Source organism: Escherichia sp. SCLE84 (assembly GCF_012584495.1).
Lineage (GTDB): Bacteria > Pseudomonadota > Gammaproteobacteria > Enterobacterales > Enterobacteriaceae > ECMA0423.
In genome coordinates this window covers 1,172,238-1,188,107 of sequence record NZ_CP051430.1, presented here as the reverse complement: position 1 = coordinate 1,188,107, position 15,870 = coordinate 1,172,238, and the positions used below count along the sequence as shown (strand labels likewise).

Below are 15,870 nucleotides of genomic sequence, written 5' to 3'. Positions count from 1 at the left end.
GATATCAAGCGCAATAAACAGAAATGAAGCAATGGAGTAGTTATTGTGAATGTAAATTTCTTTGTCACCTGTATTGGTGACGCACTGAAATCACGGATGGCACGAGACTCCGTATTGCTGCTGGAAAAACTGGGTTGTCGCGTTAATTTCCCCGAGAAGCAAGGGTGTTGCGGTCAGCCAGCCATCAACAGCGGTTACATCAAAGAGGCGATCCCCGGGATGAAAAACCTGATCGCCGCGCTGGAAGACAACGACGATCCGATTATCTCCCCGGCGGGCTCCTGCACCTACGCGGTTAAAAGCTACCCGACGTATCTGGCCGATGAACCGGAATGGGCGCTGCGTGCTGAGAAAGTTTCCGCGCGTATGCAGGATCTCACCTCCTTTATCGTCAACAAACTGGGTGTGGTGGACGTTGGTGCCAGCCTGCAGGGCCGCGCTGTGTATCATCCTTCCTGTAGCCTGACCCGCAAACTGGGAGTGAAGGAAGAGCCGCTTACGCTGCTGAAAAACGTGCGCGGACTGGAGCTGTTGACGTTTGCCGATCAGGATACCTGTTGCGGCTTTGGCGGGACGTTCTCGGTCAAGATGGCCGAGATATCCGGTGAGATGGTGAAAGAGAAAGTATTACATCTGATGGACGCAAAGCCGGAATTTTTGATTGGCGCAGACGTTAGCTGTCTGCTGAACATTGGCGGTCGACTGCAACGGGAAGGCCAGCCGGTCAAAGTGATGCATATTGCTGAAGTGCTGATGAGCCGCTGAGGGGAAAGAGATGTCGATAAAAACCAGCGATGTAGAATTTAAACTGCGTATTCGTCAGCAGATAGAAGATCCGATTATGCGCAAAGCCGTGGCTAATGCGCAGGAGCGTATCGGCGCGAATCGGCAAAAAATGGTCGATGAGTTAGGCCACTGGGAAGAATGGCGCGATCGTGCCAGCCAGATCCGCGATCACGTTCTGAGCAACCTCGACGCTTACCTGTACCAACTCTCCGAGAAAGTGACGGAAAACGGCGGACACGTCTATTTCGCCAAAACCAAAGAAGATGCCACTCGCTACATTTTGCAGGTCGCGCAGAGTAAAAATGCGCAGAAGGTGGTGAAGTCCAAGTCGATGGTGACCGAAGAAATCGGCGTCAACCATGTGTTGCAGGATGCCGGAATCCAGGTGATCGAAACCGATCTCGGGGAATATATCCTGCAGTTGGATCAGGATCCGCCTTCGCACGTCGTGGTTCCGGCGATTCATAAAGATCGCTACCAGATCCGCCGCGTGCTGAACGAACGTCTGGGGTACGACGGCCCGGAAACCCCGGAAGCTATGACCTTGTTCATTCGTCAGAAGATCCGCGAGGATTTCCTCAGTGCCGAAATCGGTATTACTGGCTGTAACTTTGCCGTGGCGGAAACCGGCTCGGTGTGTCTGGTGACCAACGAAGGCAACGCGCGCATGTGCACCACGCTACCGAAAACGCACATTGCGGTGATGGGCATGGAGCGTATCGCGCCGACCTTTGCCGAGGTGGATGTGCTGATTACCATGCTGGCGCGCAGCGCCGTGGGCGCACGTCTGACGGGCTACAACACCTGGCTGACCGGCCCGCGTGATGCGGACAACGTTGACGGACCGGAAGAGTTCCATCTGGTGATTGTCGATAACGGTCGCTCGCAGGTGCTGGGCTCAGAGTTTCGCGATGTGCTGCGCTGCATCCGCTGCGGAGCCTGTATGAACACCTGTCCGGCGTACCGCCACATCGGCGGGCACGGCTATGGCTCTATCTATCCCGGCCCTATCGGCGCGGTGATTTCTCCGCTGCTCGGCGGCTATAAAGATTTTAAAGACCTGCCGTACGCCTGTTCTTTGTGCACGGCTTGTGACAGCGTCTGCCCGGTGCGTATTCCGTTGTCAAAACTGATCCTGCGTCATCGCCGGGTGATGGCCGAGGAGGGCATTACGCCGAAAGCCGAGCGACGGGCGATCAAGATGTTCGCCTATGCCAATAGCCATCCGGGGCTGTGGAAAGTCGGGATGATGGCGGGCGCGCATGCGGCGAGCTGGTTTATCAATGGCGGCAAAACCCCGCTCAAGGTTGGCGCGATTGGTGACTGGATGGAGGCGCGCGATCTGCCTGATGCTGACGGCGAGAGCTTCCGCAGCTGGTTTAAGAAACATCAGGCGCAGGAGAAAAAGAATGGATAACCGTACCGCGTTTTTAAACACCATCGCCCAGGCGCTGGGTCGCCCGCTGCGCTTCGAACCGCAAGCGGATGCCGCACCGGTTAACAACTATGCCAACGAGCGCCTGACCGAGCTTAGCCCCGAGCAGCGCTGCTCTGCGTTTATCCAGTTTGCCAGCGAAGTGATGCTGGCCCGCTGCGAACTGACCAGCGAGGACCAGGCCGCAGACGCGACACTGCGCCTGTGCGAAGAATTGGGTCAGCAGCCGGTGGTGCTGAGCGGCGACAGCCGGCTGGTGGAGCTGGGCATCACCGAACGCTTGCAGCAGGAATGCAACGCCGTGGTCTGGGATCCGGCGCGTGGTAGCGAAAATATTACCCAGGCCGAGCAGGCGAAAGTCGGCGTGGTGTATGCCGAATATGGCCTGACCGAGTCCGGCGGCGTGGTGCTGTTTTCCGCACCGGAGCGCGGGCGCTCCCTGAGCCTGTTGCCGGAGTCCTCTATTTTCGTGCTGCGTAAAAGCACCATCCTGCCGCGCGTGGCGCAGCTGGCAGAAAAACTGCATCAGAAAGCACAGGCCGGTGAGCGTATGCCATCGTGCATTAATATCATCAGTGGACCCAGCTCGACGGCGGATATTGAGCTTATCAAGGTGGTTGGGGTGCATGGTCCGGTGAAGGCGGTATATCTGATTATTGAGGATTGTTGAGGCAGGATGGAAAACCGCTCTGGCGCTGTGGGCCAGAGCGGTATCAACGTTATGCAATCATGCTGATGATCAACACGATTATCAGGCCAACCACGGAGTTTACCAGCTCCAGCAGACCCCAGGTTTTCAGCGTATCCTTCACCGACAGATCAAAGTAGCCTTTGAACAGCCAGAACGAAGCATCGTTGATATGGGTCAGCGTGTTGGAGCCAGCCGCTGTTGCCAGCACCAGCAACGCCGGGTCGACGCCCACCAGTTGACCGGTTGCCGGGTCGAGGATTGCTGCGCTAATAATCCCCGCCGCCGTCATGGCTGAGACCACGCCCTGACCCGTTGCCAGACGGATCAGCACGGTTATCAACCACGCCATGATGTAGGGAGAAATATTGCCGTGTGACATCAGCATGCCGATGGTATCGCCGATGCCGGTATCGATAATGGTTTGCTTCAGTACGCCGCCTGCCACTGACTGCCGGAGCAGGGACTGCGCTGACTCTCTAAATCCGCCGCTCTGTACGTTGGGATTGTTAATCCGAGTAACTAAGTAACACGCTATACCTTGACTCCTTATGCTTACATGCTTGCACATCGTTACGGCACAAAATTCAACTGTGGCAAAGCAAGTGCGCTGTTGCGTTCTCTTGGGAAGGTGCGAACAAGTTCCTGATATGAGATCATCATATTCATCCGGAGCGCATCCCAGAGGGACATCATGAGCCATCAACTCACCTTCGCCGATAGTGAATTCAGCACTAAGCGCCGTCAGACCCGAAAAGAGATTTTCCTCTCCCGCATGGAGCAGATTCTGCCATGGCAGAATATGACCGCTGTCATCGAGCCGTTTTATCCCAAGGCGGGCAATGGCCGACGGCCCTATCCGCTGGAGACCATGCTGCGTATTCACTGCATGCAGCATTGGTACAACCTGAGCGACGGTGTCATGGAAGATGCCCTGTACGAAATCGCCTCCATGCGCCTGTTTGCCCGATTATCCCTGGATAGCGCCCTGCCGGACCGCACCACCATCATGAATTTCCGCCACCTGCTGGAGCAGCATCAACTGGCCCGCCAATTGTTCAAGACCATCAATCGCTGGCTGGCCGAAGCAGGCGTCATGATGACTCAAGGCACCTTGGTCGATGCCACCATCATTGAGGCACCCAGCTCTACCAGGAACAAAGAGCAGCAACGCGATCCGGAGATGCATCAGACCAAGAAAGGCAATCAGTGGCACTTTGGCATGAAGGCCCACATTGGTGTCGATGCCAAGAGTGGCCTGACCCACAGCCTGGTCACCACCGCGGCCAACGAGCATGACCTCAATCAGCTGGGTAATCTGCTTCATGGAGAGGAGCAATTTGTCTCAGCCGATGCCGGCTACCAAGGAGCGCCACAGCGCGAGGAGCTGGCCGAGGTGGATGTGGACTGGCTGATCGCCGAGCGTCCCGGCAAGGTAAAAACCTTGAAGCAGAATCCGCGCAAGAACAAAACGGCCATCAACATCGAATACATGAAAGCCAGCATCCGTGCCAGGGTGGAGCACCCGTTTCGCATCATCAAGCGGCAGTTCGGCTTCGTGAAAGCCAGATACAAGGGGCTGCTGAAAAACGATAACCAACTGGCGATGTTATTCACCCTGGCCAACCTGTTTCGGGTGGACCAAATGATACGTCAGTGGGAGAGATCTCAGTAAAAACCGGAAATAACGCCAGAAATGGTGGAAAAAATAGCCTAAATAGGCCGATTCGATGTGTTTGCGGGAAAAAAATCGGCCCAGATCCGCGAAATTTTAATCAGCGAGTCAGCTTGGGAAGAAATGACCTGCTTATTCGCACCTTCCCTAATAATCCATTAATTTTATGGTGATATTATTTGTGACCTTGATCACAAATAATATCTCTATATAGATGTGCAAACTTGAAAAGTAGATTCATAAAAGATAAACATTAGCTCGCAGTGACTTCTTTTCTATTGAAAAGTTCAACTTAAAAGGCAAAAAAAATGAAAAAAATTACAGTGGCACTCTCTGCGGTTGCAGTATCTGTTCTGATGGCAACGTCTGCTCAAGCTGCAGAAATCTATAACAAAGACAGTAATAAACTCGATCTGTACGGAAAAGTTAATGCTAAGCACTACTTCTCCTCTAATGATGCAGATGATGGTGATACTACTTATGCCCGTCTTGGCTTCAAAGGTGAAACCCAAATCAACGATCAACTGACTGGTTTCGGTCAGTGGGAATATGAATTCAAAGGCAACCGCGCTGAATCTCAAGGTTCCTCCAAAGATAAAACCCGTCTTGCCTTCGCTGGCCTGAAATTCGGTGACTACGGCTCCATCGATTACGGCCGTAACTACGGTGTAGCATACGACATCGGTGCGTGGACTGACGTCCTGCCAGAATTCGGTGGTGACACTTGGACTCAAACCGACGTGTTCATGACTCAACGTGCAACTGGTGTTGCAACCTATCGTAACAACGACTTCTTTGGTCTGGTTGATGGTCTGAACTTTGCTGCTCAGTACCAAGGCAAAAACGATCGTAGCGATTTCGATAACTACACTGAAGGTAACGGTGATGGCTTCGGTTTCTCTGCTACCTATGAATACGAAGGATTCGGTATCGGTGCAACTTATGCGAAATCTGATCGTACCGACACTCAAGTTAATGCAGGGAAAGTTCTTCCTGAAGTATTTGCTTCCGGTAAAAATGCAGAAGTTTGGGCCGCAGGTCTGAAATATGACGCTAACAACATTTACCTGGCCACTACCTATTCTGAAACCCAGAATATGACTGTATTTGCTGATCACTTCGTTGCTAATAAAGCCCAAAACTTCGAAGCTGTTGCACAATATCAGTTCGATTTCGGTCTGCGTCCGTCCGTTGCTTACCTGCAATCTAAAGGTAAGGATCTTGGAGTATGGGGCGATCAGGACTTAGTCAAATATGTTGATGTAGGTGCAACCTATTACTTCAACAAAAATATGTCTACTTTCGTTGATTACAAAATCAACCTGCTTGACAAAAATGACTTCACTAAAACACTCGGTGTAAGCACTGATGACATCGTTGCTGTTGGTATGACCTACCAATTCTAATTTTGGTAGGTGAGAATATGTGGGAAGGGAGTGATGTCACTGCCCGCATATAGGTAGCACCCTCATGCTACCGTTGAAGAGGCAATTAAATTGCCTCTTCTTAATTTAACTTCATGTTATTTATTACCATTTTATTTATTTTAAAACTCTGTTGTTTGGGCGCTTTATTGCGCCCATTTTTTGTGCACAGAAAACTCTCTGCTAGGCTCTGTCTCTTGATCAGATCTCCTGATCAAGAGACTTCATCATCAGGTAACCCTGAATCGCCACGGATAATCTAGACACTTCCGAGCCGTTGATAATACTGGTTTTCATATTCTGTCGGTGACATCTGTTCGCTGGAACCATGCCGACGCTTACTGTTATAAAACATTTCGATGTAATCAAAAATATCACTGCGGGCTTCTTCCCGCGTTCCGTAGATCTTTTTCTTTATCCGTTCACGTTTCAACAACTGGAAAAAACTTTCTGCAACCGCATTATCATGGCAGTTACCGCGACGGCTCATGCTACCCTCCAGGCCGTGTGATTTCAGGAACGACTGCCACTCATGGCTTGTGTACTGACTGCCCTGATCCGAATGAACCAGCACCTGTTTTTCGGGATTACGCCGCCATACAGCCATCAGCAGTGCGTTCAGGACAATGTCCTTTGTCATCCGGGATTGCATGGACCAGCCGATAATTTTGCGTGAGAACAGATCAACAACAACGGCAAGATACAGCCAGCCTTCGTGGGTCCTGATGTAGGTTATGTCCGTTACCCAACGCTCATCAGGAGCATCCGGATTGAACTGTCGCTGGAGCCTGTTGGGTGACACGATACTGGCCTCGCCTTTACGTGCCCGCGGGCTTCGGTATCCGACCTGAGCCTTTATTCCGACACGTTTCATCAGTCTCCAGACTCTGTTTACTCCGCACTGTTGCCCGCTGTCACGCAGATCCAGATGGATTTTGCGATAACCATAGACGCATCCCGATTCCAGCCAGAACTGTTTAATCTGTCCTGTCAGTCTCAGGTCTGCCTGATGGCGTTGTGAATGCGGCTGCTGAAGCCAGGCGTAAAAACCACTGGGATGAACATCCAGCACCCGACAGAGCAGGCGAACAGGCCAGCAACAGGAGTTGTCACGGATAAAGGCGTACCTCAGTCGGACAGCTTTGCGAAGTACGCCGCTGTAGATTCAATTGGTCAACGCAACAGTTATGTGAAAACATGGGGTTGCGGAGGTTTTTTGAATGAGACGAACATTTACAGCAGAGGAAAAAGCCTCTGTTTTTGAACTATGGAAGAACGGAACAGGCTTCAGTGAAATAGCGAATATCCTGGGTTCAAAACCCGGAACGATCTTCACTATGTTAAGGGATACTGGCGGCATAAAACCCCATGAGCGTAAGCGGGCTATAGCTCACCTGACACTGTCTGAGCGCGAGGAGATACGAGCTGGTTTGTCAGCCAAAATGAGCATTCGTGCGATAGCTACTGCGCTGAATCGCAGTCCTTCGACGATCTCACGTGAAGTTCAGCGTAATCGGGGCAGACGCTATTACAAAGCTGTTGATGCTAATAACCGAGCCAACAGAATGGCGAAAAGGCCAAAACCGTGCTTACTGGATCAAAATTTACCATTGCGAAAGCTTGGGTGATGCTGCCAACTTACTGATTTAGTGTATGATGGTGTTTTTGAGGTGCTCCTGTGGCTTCTGTTTCTATCAGCTGCCCCTCCTGTTCAGCTACTGACGGGGTGGTGCGTAACGGCAAAAGCACTGCCGGACATCAGCGCTATCTCTGCTCTCACTGCCGTAAAACATGGCAACTGCAGTTCACTTACACCGCTTCTCAACCCGGTACGCACCAGAAAATCATTGATATGGCCATGAATGGCGTTGGATGCCGGGCAACCGCCCGCATTATGGGCGTTGGCCTCAACACGATTTTCCGCCATTTAAAAAACTCAGGCCGCAGTCGGTAACCTCGCGCATACAGCCGGGCAGTGACGTCATCGTCTGCGCGGAAATGGACGAACAGTGGGGCTATGTCGGGGCTAAATCGCGCCAGCGCTGGCTGTTTTACGCGTATGACAGGCTCCGGAAGACGGTTGTTGCGCACGTATTCGGTGAACGCACTATGGCGACGCTGGGGCGTCTTATGAGCCTGCTGTCACCCTTTGACGTGGTGATATGGATGACGGATGGCTGGCCGCTGTATGAATCCCGCCTGAAGGGAAAGCTGCACGTAATCAGCAAGCGATATACGCAGCGAATTGAGCGGCATAACCTGAATCTGAGGCAGCACCTGGCACGGCTGGGACGGAAGTCGCTGTCGTTCTCAAAATCGGTGGAGCTGCATGACAAAGTCATCGGGCATTATCTGAACATAAAACACTATCAATAAGTTGGAGTCATTACCTGCAAATTGAGCAAGTACAGTTAAATTATTTGTTGAATAATTTTACGACGATTTCTTTGCCCTGGTAAATATCCTTTAATAACGTTGCTGACATTTTATCTGAGTTGGTTGGGCAAACGGTCAGTAGTTGTTCCTTTTGTTACTACTAAATCTTTCCACCCACCCCCTTAAATTTTTCAATAAATGCGCTAATTTTTTGAAAAACAGTCTGTTTTTTCGTTTTATATTGCGGATTTAAAGGACTGAGTCTGGGCAGTGTCTCGTTTAATTCCGTGCCATTTTCGGTGGCGTATTCGCGTTTTAAAGATGTGCGAATATAGCGTTTCGCCGCCTCTTCATTGAGATTTTCTTCTTTGATCAAGGCTTCTGCTTCACGTTGCTGTTCGCGTTGAGCAAACGTAAAGAATGCCTCAATGATACTGGCTTTGTCTGGTAAATCATCCAGGTTCGTTTGCTGAATAAAATCGACCACCAGGCCCTCTTTCGCCCGGTTCCCCAGGCTTGAACGAATTAAGCGTTTGACCTCTTCGATCATTTCGCCCTTGCCTTTATTTTGTCTGTTGTGTTCGAAAATCAGTCCAAGGATATAATCCAGGTTTATTTCCTGAGACTTCAGCAAATCGACCTCAAAAACTACGTCATCCCAGTCAGTGGTTGATTTCTCTTTTTTCTCAGCTTCTTTCTCACGGCGCTGCCAGTCGCGAATATCGTTATAGGCAGAACGATAATCCTGAATCTTGCGATCAGCAGGGAGACGAATTGTTTGCAATTCAGCGAACTTTTCATCATCCACATAATGTTCTGCTTTGAATTTTTCTACCGCAACAGGATCGCTAAGATCGATTTGTTGCAGGGCTTTTAGCGTGGCAAATTCATCATAGTTTTGCAGGATGTTCTCGGCACGCAGGTATTCGCCAAACAGTTTAACGAAGTCTTTCTTCTTTTTTTCACTTTCAATACTGGCAGGGTCAGGGAACCGTTGTTCCAGTTCTGAAACTACTGTCATGAAGCCGCGTTTAGCTTCACCAGTGGCAGCATCAGTAAAGCCTTCCATATACTCTGCATAACTCTTTTCTAAAACCACATTTTTGGTATTTTTGTCACCAAACAGCGTTATGGCATCAATGGTTGAGCGTTCCAGATCCCGGAACGTGACAATATTACCGAAGGTTTTAGTCGCGTCATAAATGCGGTTGGTGCGGGAGAATGCCTGCATCAGGCCGTGAAAACGCAAGTTTTTATCGACGAATAGCGTGTTTAATGTTGGAGCATCGAAGCCGGTTAAAAACATTCCCACGACAATTAACAGATCGATATCCTGATTTTTAACCCGTTGGGCTAAATCACGATAGTAGTTCTGAAAACCGTTATTGTCGGTGCTAAAGTTAGTTTTAAAATGGCTGTTATATTCACGAATTGCAGCGTCCAGAAACTCTTTAGCACTGCTGTCCATTGCGCTGGTATCAAAAGTTTCATCGGAAATTTCACCAATGGCATTTTGTTCTTCATTGGCGGCAAAGGAGAAGATTGTCGCAATACGCAGCGGTTTATAGGTAGCCGATTTATTAGCGGCTTCTTCTTGTAACCGTTCAAACGTCGCATAATAGGCTTTCGCGGCATCCACGCTGCTCACTGCCAACATAGCATTAAAACCTTTTGAGCCAGGGAAGGTACGGTGGGTTTTCTGGCGGAAATTATTCAGAATATATTGCGTGATTTCCTGAATACGCATGGGATGAAGAAACGCCTGCTGATTTTCAGCCGCACTTAGTTTTTTCTCGTCAGTTTCTGTCTCTAAAGACTTAAACTGTGGCCGCACATCGTTGTAGTCCACCTTGAATTTGAGCACTTTTTCGTCACGAATCGCATCGGTAATTACATACGAATGCAATTCACGACCAAATACGCTGGCGGTTGTTTCTGAGCCTAAGGCGTTTTCCCGGAAAATAGGGGTGCCGGTAAAACCAAACTGATAATAGCGTTTGAATTTCTTCTTCAGATTTTTCTGCGCTTCTCCAAACTGGCTGCGGTGGCATTCATCAAATATAAACACCACTTGCTGATTATATACAGGCAGGTCGCTTTCTGCTTTCATCAGGTTATTGAGTTTCTGAATAGTAGTGACGATAATTTTGTTATCGTCCTTATCCAGATTTCGTTTAAGGCCTGCGGTATTTTCCGAGCCGTTGACGCTGTCTGGCGAAAAACGCTGATATTCCTTCATCGTCTGGTAATCGAGGTCTTTTCTGTCGACCACGAAGAAGACTTTATCAATAAAGTCCAGTTCTGTTGCCAGACGCGCGGCTTTAAAGCTGGTCAGTGTTTTACCGGAACCGGTGGTGTGCCAGATAAAGCCACCACTTTCGGGAGTGGACCAGTTTTTCGCTTTATAGGAACTGTTGATTTTCCATAAAATTCGTTCGGTAGCTGCAATCTGGTACGGTCGCATCACCAGTAGCGTCTGACTGCTGTCAAAAACGCTGTAGTTCACCAGAACATTAAGCAGAGTATGTTTCTGGAAAAAGGTAGCGGTAAAATCTTTGAGGTCTTTAATCAGCGTGTTGTCTGATTTCGCCCAGTTCATGGTGAAGTCAAAACTGTTTTTATCGCGCTTTGTTGTGTTGGCAAAATAACGGGTATCGGTGCCGTTAGAAATGACAAACAGTTGCAGATACTTAAACAGGGAATTTTCGCTGTTAAAACTCTCTTTACTGTAACGATGTATCTGGTTGAAAGCCTCACGAATCGCCACGCCGCGTTTTTTCAGTTCGATTTGCACCAGAGGCAAGCCATTAACCAGGATCGTGACGTCATAACGGTTAGCATGAGAACCCGTCTGTTCAAACTGCTGGATAATCTGCACCTTATTGCGCATGAGATTCTTTTTATCTATCAAATAGATGTTCTCAAGACGCCCGTCGTCAAAAATAAAGTCGCAGATGTAGTCGATATGAATTTTACGGGTTTTATCCAGGATGCCATCGCTCGGATTATCCAGAAACTGCTCCGTGAAACGCCGCCACTCGCTGTCATTAAACATCACACCATTGAGGCTCTGAAGCTGTTCCCGAACATTAGACAGCATTGCCGACTGTGATTTTACGGAAATAAATTCATAACCCTGATTCCGCAGGTCCTGAATCAGTTCACGTTCCAGGTCCGATTCGCTCTGGTAGCTGTCGCCTGTTGGCTCAGCTTTGATGTACTTATCAAGGACGATAAAGTCATTGGATTCAGCAATGGTGTGTGTTTGATGAGTCATAGCGCATCCTTTGTGCCGCCTGGCAAGAGCCGGAAGGGCGTTAAGAGTGACTTCCGGCGCGTAAAAAATAGTCTATATACTGACCGGATGTTAAGGAGGCCCGGTCGGTAGCAATGGTCAATTATTTACTGACAGTTTCAGGTTTTGGGAAACTGAGCAGTAAATCACGATAGTATTCGTATTGTTTTTGACGTAACTCGATTTCACGCGGGAGACCTTCGGTGATGGAAGCTGCGATTGCATCAAACTTATCCAGAATATCCACAATACGCCCCTGTTCGTCTAAAGATTTTTGAGGGTGAGATGGGTATGGAATAGGTACTCTGACTTGTTTCAGTGCATTAGCATTAAACTGTGGTTGCCCACCACCAGATACTAATTTATTAGCCTGTTCCCAAAAAAAATCACTTTGTGCAAAGTGCCAGTAATATTTGGCATTAATAATCGTTTTATTTAGATTCAACTTTATTAAAAAACCAGCGTATACTGCTGGATAATCTTCTTCAAAAATCATTGTTTTACCAAAGGTTGCCCCAGTTCTTGCCATGAGTAAATCATTTTTGTCTAAGGTATATTTCTCATTTTCCTCATTTAATTCAACGTACATTGGGTTTTCTTTCGATAGCTTCCCGTCTTTATTTATGTCAGTAATTCTCACGAAACGGGCATCTCCTGAATCCATGGCTTTGGCTGCATATCCATATGTAAAATCTCCAATTTCCCCCAAAGTCTTCCACTCAACCTCACCCTCTTTAAAACTCAACAACTGGTCGCGATAGTAGTTATACTGTTTTTTACGCATGTTAAGCTCAGCGGTAAGCTCAGCGGTAAGTGCAGTAAATTTGTCCAGAATCCGAACGATTTCAGACTGGATGGCAAGGGATTTTTGGGGGTTGCCTGGGCAGGGGATGGGGATAGGGAAATTCTCTAAGGTTGATAGCACGATATATGTCATTGCCGCGCTATTTGTTCTTTCCTCGAGATATTTCTTCAGGCTATGGCTAAGCACAAAATACAAAAATCTAACACTTACATTTTCGTCGAAATTTGTCAGAACATAGGTGCGCTGATAAGCCTCAAACTTGCCGATGTAATGCTTCACCTCACCAACATTCGCATTGCCTGCAATCAGCAATGCCTCTGTATCCCAGCGGAATTTATCAATTTTGCTTGTCTCTTTGGCTGTCGTGAAGAACATATACTCTCCATCATCAACAGCCGCATTCGCATTAAGCTTTCCTGTTTCAATTTTGCAAGTTTGCCCAAGTGTCTTCCACTCGACCTCAACGCCATCCAACAGCTTTTCCAAGAAGTTCACGCTACTCATGCCTCCTGCTCCTCGCCTTCAATTTCAGCGACGATGGCATCAATATCCCTGCGAAGCTGGTCAATCCTGGCGACAGTAGATTTCAGCTCGGCGTTGAGCTGAGCAATGTCCACCACTTCGCGGTTATCTTTCGCTTCCACATAGCTGCTCACCGACAGGTTATAGTCATTCGCGACAACAGTCTCAAACGTGACAGATTTCGCCAGATGAGCAACATCTTCCTTGCCGGCAAATACCTGCATAATCTGTTCGATATGAGCATCGGTCAGGATGTTGTTATTAGTCTCTTTTTTGAACAGTTCGCTGGCGTCAATAAACTGAACTTTGGTATCCGTTTTATGTTTAGACAGCACCAGAATATTGACGGCAATGGTGGTGCCAAAGAACAGGTTCGGTGCCAGTGAAATCACGGTTTCGACATAGTTATTATCGACCAGATACTGACGGATTTTCTGCTCCGCGCCGCCACGGTAAAAAATACCCGGGAAGCAGACAATCGCGGCGCGACCTTTGGCAGAAAGATAGTTCAGCGCATGTAGTACAAAGGCGAAGTCAGCTTTTGATTTGGGGGCCAGAACGCCAGCCGGGGCAAAACGTTCATCGTTAATCAGCGTCGGGTCATCGCTGCCAATCCATTTCACCGAATACGGCGGGTTAGAAACGATGGCATCAAACGGTTTTTCATCTCTGAAGTGTGGCTCAGTCAGTGTATTACCCAGCTTGATATCAAACTTGTCGTAGTTGATGTTGTGCAAAAACATGTTCATACGCGCCAGGTTATAGGTCGTATGGTTGATTTCCTGACCGAAAAAGCCTTCTTCGATGATGTGGTTATCAAACTGTTTTTTCGCCTGCAACAACAGTGAGCCGGAACCCGCTGCCGGGTCGTAGATTTTGTTAACGCTGGTCTGCCCGTGCATAGCCAGTTGTGCAATCAGCCTGGAGACGTGCTGCGGTGTAAAGAACTCACCGCCTGACTTACCGGCATTTGCCGCATAGTTAGAAATCAGGAACTCATAGGCATCGCCGAACAGGTCAATCTGATGTTCGTTAAAGTCGCCAAGCTTTAACCCTTCAACCCCTTTCAGAACCGCAGCCAGGCGGGCATTTTTATCCTTAACGGTGTTACCCAGGCGGTTACTGGTGGTATCGAAATCAGCAAACAAACCTTTGATGTCAGCTTCTGAAGGGTAACCGTAAGCAGAGCTTTCGATAGCAACGAAGATACTGTTTAAATCTGCATTCAGTCTGTCATTGGTATTTGCTTTCGCCGCTACGTTGCAGAAAAGCTGACTTGGGTAGATGAAGTAGCCTTTAGTTTTGATGGCATCGTCTTTAATGTCATCAGTAATTACGCTGTCATCCAGTTTCGCATAACAGATACTGTCATCACCGGCTTCAATATAGCTGGAAAAATTCTCACTGATGAAGCGGTAGAAAAGTGCGCCCAGAACGTATTGCTTAAAATCCCATCCGTCAACAGAACCTCTGACATCATTGGCAATTTGCCATATCTGGCGGTGCAGTTCTGCTCGTTGTTGAATACTTGTCATTTTTAATCCATTTTCCTGGTTTGGACCTGAATCATTGGAGGCAATTCTACAGCAATCTTGTGGTTCAGGCAGCCCCGGAGTAAGTCGGTGTACATTGTGAGATACCTGGGGTATTCACGACAAGGAGGAGGAACGGAATATTGCCTTTCCTTTGCAGTGCACCAGGTGCATTCTAAATAATTTCAGACAGATATTATCTCCGTGAATCCCCCGCCACCTTTCCGGTGCGCGGGGTTTTGTCTTTTTTCACCGGGAATACATGTATGAATCCGTCTGATGCCATTGAGGCAATTGAAAAACCACTTTCTTCCCTGCCTTACTCACTTTCCCGTCACATCCTGGAACATCTGCGCAAACTCACCAGTCACGAACCCGTGATTGGCATTATGGGTAAAAGCGGGGCCGGTAAATCCTCACTCTGTAATGCACTGTTTCAGGGGGAGGTCACCCCGGTCAGTGATGTTCACGCCGGCACCCGGGAAGTGCGGCGCTTCCGTCTGAGTGGACATGGTCACAGCATGGTTATCACTGACCTGCCCGGGGTGGGCGAGAGCCGGGACAGGGATGCAGAGTATGAAGCCCTGTACCGTGACATTCTGCCTGAACTTGACCTGGTACTGTGGCTGATTAAAACCGATGACCGTGCCCTGTCTGTGGATGAGTATTTCTGGCGACACATCCTGCACCGGGGACATCAGCAGGTGCTGTTTGTGGTGACGCAGGCCGACAAAACGGAGCCCTGCCATGAATGGGATATGGCCGGCATTCAGCCTTCTCCCGCACAGGCACAGAACATTCGGGAGAAAACGGAGGCGGTATTCCGTCTGTTCCGGCCCGTACATCCGGTTGTTGCCGTATCGGCCCGCACCGGCTGGGAACTGGATACGCTGGTCAGTGCGCTCATGACAGCACTTCCCGACCATGCCGCCAGTCCCCTGATGACCCGACTGCAGGACGAGCTGCGCACGGAATCTGTCCGGTCTCAGGCCCGTGAACAGTTTACCGGTGCGGTGGACCGGATATTTGACACAGCGGAGAGCGTCTGTGTTGCCTCTGTTGTCCGTACGGCCCTGCGCGCTGTTCGTGACACCGTGGTCTCTGTTGCCCGCGCGGTATGGAACTGGATTTTCTTCTGAACCCGGTGGTGATGCACCAGACTCTCGTTACAGATTTTTAACTCCATGAAAACACAATGCAAACACAGCCATACCCGGGTTGTCCCCTTGCGTTGTGTTTCTCAAGTTAATAGAATGAATCGATCGTTACTATCATATCGATCGTTATAAACGATCGTTTGTGGTAAATGACCTCCTCCGTGGTTGTCATGAA

General features: G+C 49.0%; 11 protein-coding genes and 3 pseudogenes. 9 read left to right on the top strand and 5 right to left on the bottom strand.

All coding sequences use genetic code 11. The features are described from left to right. The first annotated feature begins 45 nt into the window (after nucleotides 1-45). The 3 genes from HGD79_RS06065 to HGD79_RS06055 are packed head-to-tail and all read left to right on the top strand — an operon-like array spanning nucleotide 46 to nucleotide 2,891. Nucleotides 46-765 carry a (Fe-S)-binding protein gene (locus HGD79_RS06065; RefSeq protein ID WP_001102105.1) on the top strand — a complete coding sequence of 240 codons (720 nt, stop codon included), beginning with the start codon at nucleotides 46-48 and terminating at the stop codon, nucleotides 763-765. 10 nt (nucleotides 766-775) lie between these two features. After that, complete coding sequence (locus HGD79_RS06060) at nucleotides 776-2,203, top strand: LutB/LldF family L-lactate oxidation iron-sulfur protein (RefSeq protein WP_050019109.1); 1,428 nt, start codon at nucleotides 776-778, stop codon at nucleotides 2,201-2,203. Continuing rightward, complete coding sequence (locus HGD79_RS06055; RefSeq protein ID WP_065304411.1) at nucleotides 2,196-2,891, top strand: lactate utilization protein C; 696 nt, start codon at nucleotides 2,196-2,198, stop codon at nucleotides 2,889-2,891. The genes HGD79_RS06060 and HGD79_RS06055 overlap by 8 nt, the downstream gene beginning before the upstream one ends. Nucleotides 2,892-2,940: 49 nt before the next feature. Here HGD79_RS06055 and HGD79_RS06050 read toward each other — a convergent pair. Further along, nucleotides 2,941-3,354: pseudogene (locus tag HGD79_RS06050) on the bottom strand (gluconate permease); the annotation flags it as partial. 249 nt (nucleotides 3,355-3,603) lie between these two features. On the opposite strand from HGD79_RS06050, the gene HGD79_RS06045 reads away from it, so the two are divergent. The 3 genes from HGD79_RS06045 (at nucleotide 3,604) to HGD79_RS06040 (ending at nucleotide 5,990) form a co-directional block, all read left to right on the top strand. Next, a complete protein-coding gene (locus HGD79_RS06045) occupies nucleotides 3,604-4,584 on the top strand; it encodes an IS5-like element ISKpn26 family transposase (RefSeq protein WP_065304412.1) in 981 nt (326 codons plus the stop codon). Further along, nucleotides 4,566-4,757 carry a hypothetical protein gene (locus HGD79_RS26955; protein WP_308017097.1) on the top strand — a complete coding sequence of 64 codons (192 nt, stop codon included), beginning with the start codon at nucleotides 4,566-4,568 and terminating at the stop codon, nucleotides 4,755-4,757. Before HGD79_RS06045 ends, HGD79_RS26955 begins: the two co-directional genes overlap by 19 nt. A 135-nt stretch (nucleotides 4,758-4,892) precedes the next feature. Next, nucleotides 4,893-5,990 carry a porin gene (locus tag HGD79_RS06040; RefSeq protein ID WP_059252017.1) on the top strand — a complete coding sequence of 366 codons (1,098 nt, stop codon included), beginning with the start codon at nucleotides 4,893-4,895 and terminating at the stop codon, nucleotides 5,988-5,990. Between the two features lie 277 nt (nucleotides 5,991-6,267). Here HGD79_RS06040 and HGD79_RS06035 read toward each other — a convergent pair. After that, a pseudogene (locus tag HGD79_RS06035) lies at nucleotides 6,268-7,161 on the bottom strand (IS3 family transposase); the annotation flags it as partial. Nucleotides 7,162-7,228: 67 nt separating this feature from the next. Here HGD79_RS06035 and HGD79_RS06030 point away from each other — a divergent pair. Together HGD79_RS06030 and HGD79_RS06025 are read left to right on the top strand one after the other, a co-directional pair. Beyond that, a pseudogene (locus HGD79_RS06030) lies at nucleotides 7,229-7,630 on the top strand (helix-turn-helix domain-containing protein); the annotation flags it as partial. Nucleotides 7,631-7,686: 56 nt separating this feature from the next. Continuing rightward, nucleotides 7,687-8,384 (top strand): IS1-like element IS1B family transposase gene (locus HGD79_RS06025; RefSeq protein WP_095033700.1). Its coding sequence is split into 2 segments (ribosomal slippage): nucleotides 7,687-7,936 and nucleotides 7,936-8,384, totalling 699 coding nucleotides; the frame shifts between segments, so codons are not numbered across the junction. Between the two features lie 160 nt (nucleotides 8,385-8,544). Here the strand turns inward: HGD79_RS06025 and HGD79_RS06020 are convergent. The 3 genes from HGD79_RS06020 to HGD79_RS06010 all read right to left on the bottom strand — a co-directional run bounded on the left by HGD79_RS06020 (nucleotide 8,545) and on the right by HGD79_RS06010 (nucleotide 14,541). Then, nucleotides 8,545-11,661 carry an HsdR family type I site-specific deoxyribonuclease gene (locus HGD79_RS06020; RefSeq protein ID WP_168848330.1) on the bottom strand — a complete coding sequence of 1,039 codons (3,117 nt, stop codon included), beginning with the start codon at nucleotides 11,659-11,661 and terminating at the stop codon, nucleotides 8,545-8,547. Nucleotides 11,662-11,782: 121 nt separating this feature from the next. Beyond that, a complete protein-coding gene (locus HGD79_RS06015; protein ID WP_059239974.1) occupies nucleotides 11,783-12,988 on the bottom strand; it encodes a restriction endonuclease subunit S in 1,206 nt (401 codons plus the stop codon). Next, nucleotides 12,985-14,541 carry a type I restriction-modification system subunit M gene (locus tag HGD79_RS06010; RefSeq protein WP_059239976.1) on the bottom strand — a complete coding sequence of 519 codons (1,557 nt, stop codon included), beginning with the start codon at nucleotides 14,539-14,541 and terminating at the stop codon, nucleotides 12,985-12,987. Before HGD79_RS06010 ends, HGD79_RS06015 begins: the two co-directional genes overlap by 4 nt. Before the next feature lie 263 nt (nucleotides 14,542-14,804). Between HGD79_RS06010 and HGD79_RS06005 the strand changes: the two genes are divergently transcribed. Next, nucleotides 14,805-15,677, top strand: a complete 873-nt coding sequence (locus HGD79_RS06005) for a GTPase family protein (RefSeq protein WP_059239978.1) — start codon at nucleotides 14,805-14,807, stop codon at nucleotides 15,675-15,677. Nucleotides 15,678-15,870: the final 193 nt, after the last annotated feature.

Coding starts and splice junctions, on each gene's coding strand:
- HGD79_RS06060 (WP_050019109.1), top strand. CDS start 776: ATGTCGATAAAAACCAGCGATGTAGAATTTAAACTGCGTATTCGTCAG.
- HGD79_RS06055 (WP_065304411.1), top strand. CDS start 2,196: ATGGATAACCGTACCGCGTTTTTAAACACCATCGCCCAGGCGCTGGGT.
- HGD79_RS06045 (WP_065304412.1), top strand. CDS start 3,604: ATGAGCCATCAACTCACCTTCGCCGATAGTGAATTCAGCACTAAGCGC.
- HGD79_RS06040 (WP_059252017.1), top strand. CDS start 4,893: ATGAAAAAAATTACAGTGGCACTCTCTGCGGTTGCAGTATCTGTTCTG.
- HGD79_RS06020 (WP_168848330.1), bottom strand. CDS start 11,661: ATGACTCATCAAACACACACCATTGCTGAATCCAATGACTTTATCGTC.
- HGD79_RS06015 (WP_059239974.1), bottom strand. CDS start 12,988: ATGAGTAGCGTGAACTTCTTGGAAAAGCTGTTGGATGGCGTTGAGGTC.
- HGD79_RS06010 (WP_059239976.1), bottom strand. CDS start 14,541: ATGACAAGTATTCAACAACGAGCAGAACTGCACCGCCAGATATGGCAA.
- HGD79_RS06005 (WP_059239978.1), top strand. CDS start 14,805: ATGAATCCGTCTGATGCCATTGAGGCAATTGAAAAACCACTTTCTTCC.